4 protein-coding genes are annotated in these 3,853 nt (G+C 38.2%); 3 read left to right on the top strand and 1 reads right to left on the bottom strand.

Translation table 11 applies throughout. The annotated features are described in order from the left end of the window. Positions 1-390: cyclic nucleotide-binding domain-containing protein (locus HQK88_17125; protein ID MBF0618524.1), on the bottom strand; the 390-nt coding region annotated here is incomplete at its 3' end. A 188-nt stretch (positions 391-578) separates the two neighbouring features. On the opposite strand from HQK88_17125, the gene HQK88_17120 reads away from it, so the two are divergent. From HQK88_17120 to HQK88_17110, 3 genes are all read left to right on the top strand, one after another. Continuing rightward, positions 579-2,147, top strand: a complete 1,569-nt coding sequence (locus tag HQK88_17120; GenBank protein ID MBF0618523.1) for a hypothetical protein — start codon at positions 579-581, stop codon at positions 2,145-2,147. Between the two features lie 5 nt (positions 2,148-2,152). Then, positions 2,153-3,670 (top strand): hypothetical protein, encoded by a 1,518-nt coding sequence (locus HQK88_17115; protein MBF0618522.1) that lies wholly within the window; start codon positions 2,153-2,155, stop codon positions 3,668-3,670. Positions 3,671-3,675: 5 nt separating this feature from the next. Next, a partial coding sequence (locus HQK88_17110; GenBank protein MBF0618521.1) for a hypothetical protein occupies positions 3,676-3,853 on the top strand: 178 nt, incomplete at its 3' end.

Here is a 3,853-nt window from a genome sequence, read left to right as displayed (position 1 = left end):
AGTCAAGCGGTGAGCTATGGTTTTGGCTATTTTTGTCATAGCGGCAGGATTTCCGTATATAACATGAGAAACGAGCTCTCTTGGGACTTTGACAACCTGGGAGCTGCCCTCTGAAATTATGTCAGCTCCTGAGGGCTCACCTGTCATAAGGGACATCTCTCCAAAAATCTCCCCGCGTGTAAGTGTTGTAATTTTTTCGCCGGACTCTAAGACCACTTTTATCTTTCCGTCATAAACAACATAAAAAAACCTGCTCATCTCCCCTACGTGTTTTATGTGCATGCCATCAGAATAATCCACAACGGAGGCCGCCTCAGAAAGAACCCTCAACTCCTCCTCACTCAGGTCCTCAAACTGCTTTACCTGTGCTAAAAACTTATTCAGATTCATATTTCCCCCTGGTTAACGGATTAACACATTTACTGTCTGCAGTATTATAGAATAAGTACGCTTGTGCTTACAAATCAGAAGCTCTTAATGTCCCATGGTATATTGTTAAAGCAAAGAACTCTTAGAACCTCCCTCATTCGCTTATTTGAAAAATTTTTCACTGATAAAGTACAATATCAAGTGTTGAAATGGTACAAACTAATGTAACTACCGTGGAACACTCCGACAAACGCCTTAGCCTGTTGCTGTCTTTGGTTTTTCTCACTGTGTCACTCTATAGTGTGTCTCACCATGAAATGTGGCGGGATGAGCTTCAGGCATGGATGATTGCGCTTTCATCTAATTCATTTTCGGAGCTCTTCCTCAATATCAAATATGAGGGACACCCCTCGTTATGGTTTATTATTCTTTACCTTGTCAAACATTTAACGCAAAATCCGGCAGCTATGCAGGTTGTTCACGTGATTATTGCCACTGTGTCCGTTTATATTTTTACGAGGTATGCGCCTCTGACCAAAACACAGAGGATTCTGTTTGTCTTTGGATATTTTACATTTTATGAGTACAACATCATAAGCAGAAACTATGCCGTCGGTGTGCTTTTCTTGTTTTCATTTATGGCTTTGTACAAAAAACGGGTTTTGGAAAATAATTATATAGTTTTATCAATTATTTTATTTTTCCTGTGCCGATGTAATGTGTTTGCCACAGTTTTAGCTATAGCCTGTGCTCTATATTGTGCTATAGAGTTGTTTTACCAAAGAAATGAGTGGATAAAATCTTTCAAAAAGCGCACAGAGGTTATAGTTTCAGGAGCGGTCTTTTTTATCGGTCTTGTAATTGCCTTAAGAGTTATGGCACCTGAGCCTGATACATCTCTTTACTCACCTCTACATTTACCCCACAATTTTGATGAGATTGTTGCCGATTCAACCGCTATGGTTTCCAATCTGTGGAATGCATATGTGCCAATTCCACGCTTTGAAACAATGTTTTGGGAATCCAATGCGGTAAGCTATCTGCCTCTGAGGCCTTTTGAGAGGTATATGATTAGGTTTGTTGTTTCACTTGCCGTATTTGTCATAATAGTTGCGGCTTTTATACGTAAGCCAAAGGTTCTGTTTTTCTATCTTTTTGGTACAGGGTTTGTGTTTGCGTTTTACTTTGTTGTTGCCACAAGGCTAAGATACATAGGGCATCTATATTTAATTTTTATCTCATCGCTATGGCTTTATAAACAAACTCAAGGCATGGTTGAGTTCAAAAAAGAGTATTTGAATAAATTAAGTATCTTTTCCGAGAAACTTCTGACAAAATACATTGTTACGGTAGTTTTGCTTGCTAATTGTATCGCAGGTATTTCAGCTAATGTGCTGGACATTATTTTTCCTTTTTCGTCCTCTTATGCTGCTGCTGCTTTTATACAAAACAATCCAGGCACAGCTAATTTACCTATAGCAGGAAGCTTTGATTATATAATAAGCCCAATTGCCGGATACCTGAACCGCTCTGTTTATTATCTTGACAGCAGCAGGGTTGGTACGTTTATAATATGGGACAAAAAGAGCAAACCTTGGACAGCAGAAGACCTAATAACTATTACAAAAAAAGAGGGGAAAAATCTGGTACTCGTAACATCATATCCGCTGCAAAAAAACATCATGGATTTGCTGCATATCATTGAGCTAAGGAGTTTCTCATGGGGAGCAGCGTATGATGAGATTTACTGGATATATTTGGTAAAATATGGCAGCTAAAAATCATGAATAAATCTGACAGCGATTTAAAATTTGCATATATCGTAACGCTTGTGTTTTTTGTTCTGACCCTGTTTAACATTTTGCATCATGCGATGTGGCGGGACGAGCTTGAAGCATGGATGATTGCAAGGGATGCCGACACTCTTCACGGACTTGTTGAAAACATGCGTTATCAGGGGCATCCCATGCTTTGGCACTTGATTCTCTACCCGATAACTAAAATAACAAGAAATCCGGTTGCCATGCAGATGGTTCATCTTCTTATCGCCACAGCGTCCGCTTTTGTTTTTTTACGATTTGCCCCCTTTAGCAAGATTTTAAGAGGATTATTTATATTTGGTTATTACCCATTCTTTGAATACGCAATAATTAGCAGAAACTATGCACTAGGCATCTTGTTTCTTTTTCTATTCTGTGCATATTTTGGGAAAGATTTTAAGAACAGGAATTACATACTCCTTTCAACAGTTTTGTTTTTCATGAGCCAGTGTAATGCGCTCTCAGCAGTGTTGGCGATAGCACTTGCAATCACTCTATTTCTTGAGCCCTTGTTTTTTAAGGATTTCAATGCCTATAAATCAGGGCGATTTTACGCATCAATTTTGATTTTTACAGCAGGCTTAGCTATTTCAATAATTCAAATGAAGCCTCCGGCTGATGCCATTTTCTCTAATTTAGTCATTAACGACCCAGGCATTCCAAAAAAAATAGCTGACCAGATTACAGACATGTGGAATGTCTTTGTACCGGTACCTCGTATTCAAATGAATTTTTGGCAAACAAATTTTATACGTTACCTGCCGATACGTGACGAAATGATGTATACTCTAAGGCTGATTTTATCGTCTGGATTATTTCTATTTATCCTGTTTACTATATTCAGAAAGAAAATACCTGCTTTTTATTATGTTATTGCCACAACAGGAATTGCAGCATTTAATTGCATTTTTTTTAACGGCTATTTGCGCCACAAAGGACACTATTATGTTGTCTTTGTCACAGCCCTGTGGCTGTACAATTGTTATCCTGCCCCTAAAACTACTGTTAATGCGTTTTTAAGTTTATTTGAGAGAAATCAGAATCGCTTTATAACTACAATTTTTTCATTAAGTATAATAGCTTCATTAATGGCTAACATCATGGGTTTTATCTATCCTTTTTCAGCGTCTAAAGCGGTAGCAGATTATATAAAGCAAAACAACTTGCAAAATATGCCTATTGCCGGCCACTGGTATTTTGCAGCAAGCGGCGTGTCGGCATATCTTGACAGACCCTTTTATTATCCGGTAATTGATAAAATCGGGACCTTCAATGTTTGGAAAGCTATAAAATATGACAACAGAAATGTACTTATGCAGCTTGACGCATATAGAGATACCGTAAAGTCAGATATTTTATTCATTGTTAATGAGCCGCTATCGGATAAATTGATTAAAATTACCGGAATAATTCCACTTCGGCAGTTTACACAGAGTGTCGTAAAGAGTGAACAGTTTTATCTGTATCTGATAAAAGATTAGAGTCCGTGAGCTTAAACCTGAAAAACATAGAAAGTGCTTTTGATGATATAAAATTCACTTATATCGTAACGCTTGTGTTTTTTGTTCTGACCCTGTTTAACATTCTGCATCATGTGATGTGGCGGGATGAGCTTGAGGCATGGATGATAGCCAGAGATGCCAGCTCGCTGCACGAGCTTGTTG

The sequence above is a fragment of the Nitrospirota bacterium genome (assembly GCA_015233895.1).
GTDB lineage: Bacteria > Nitrospirota > Thermodesulfovibrionia > Thermodesulfovibrionales > Magnetobacteriaceae > Magnetomonas.
This window is presented reverse-complemented; position numbering and strand designations above follow the sequence as displayed.

Excerpts from the sequence above, each read along its gene's own strand:
- HQK88_17115 (MBF0618522.1), top strand. The coding sequence starts at position 2,153 with ATGAATAAATCTGACAGCGATTTAAAATTTGCATATATCGTAACGCTT.
- HQK88_17120 (MBF0618523.1), top strand. The coding sequence starts at position 579 with ATGGTACAAACTAATGTAACTACCGTGGAACACTCCGACAAACGCCTT.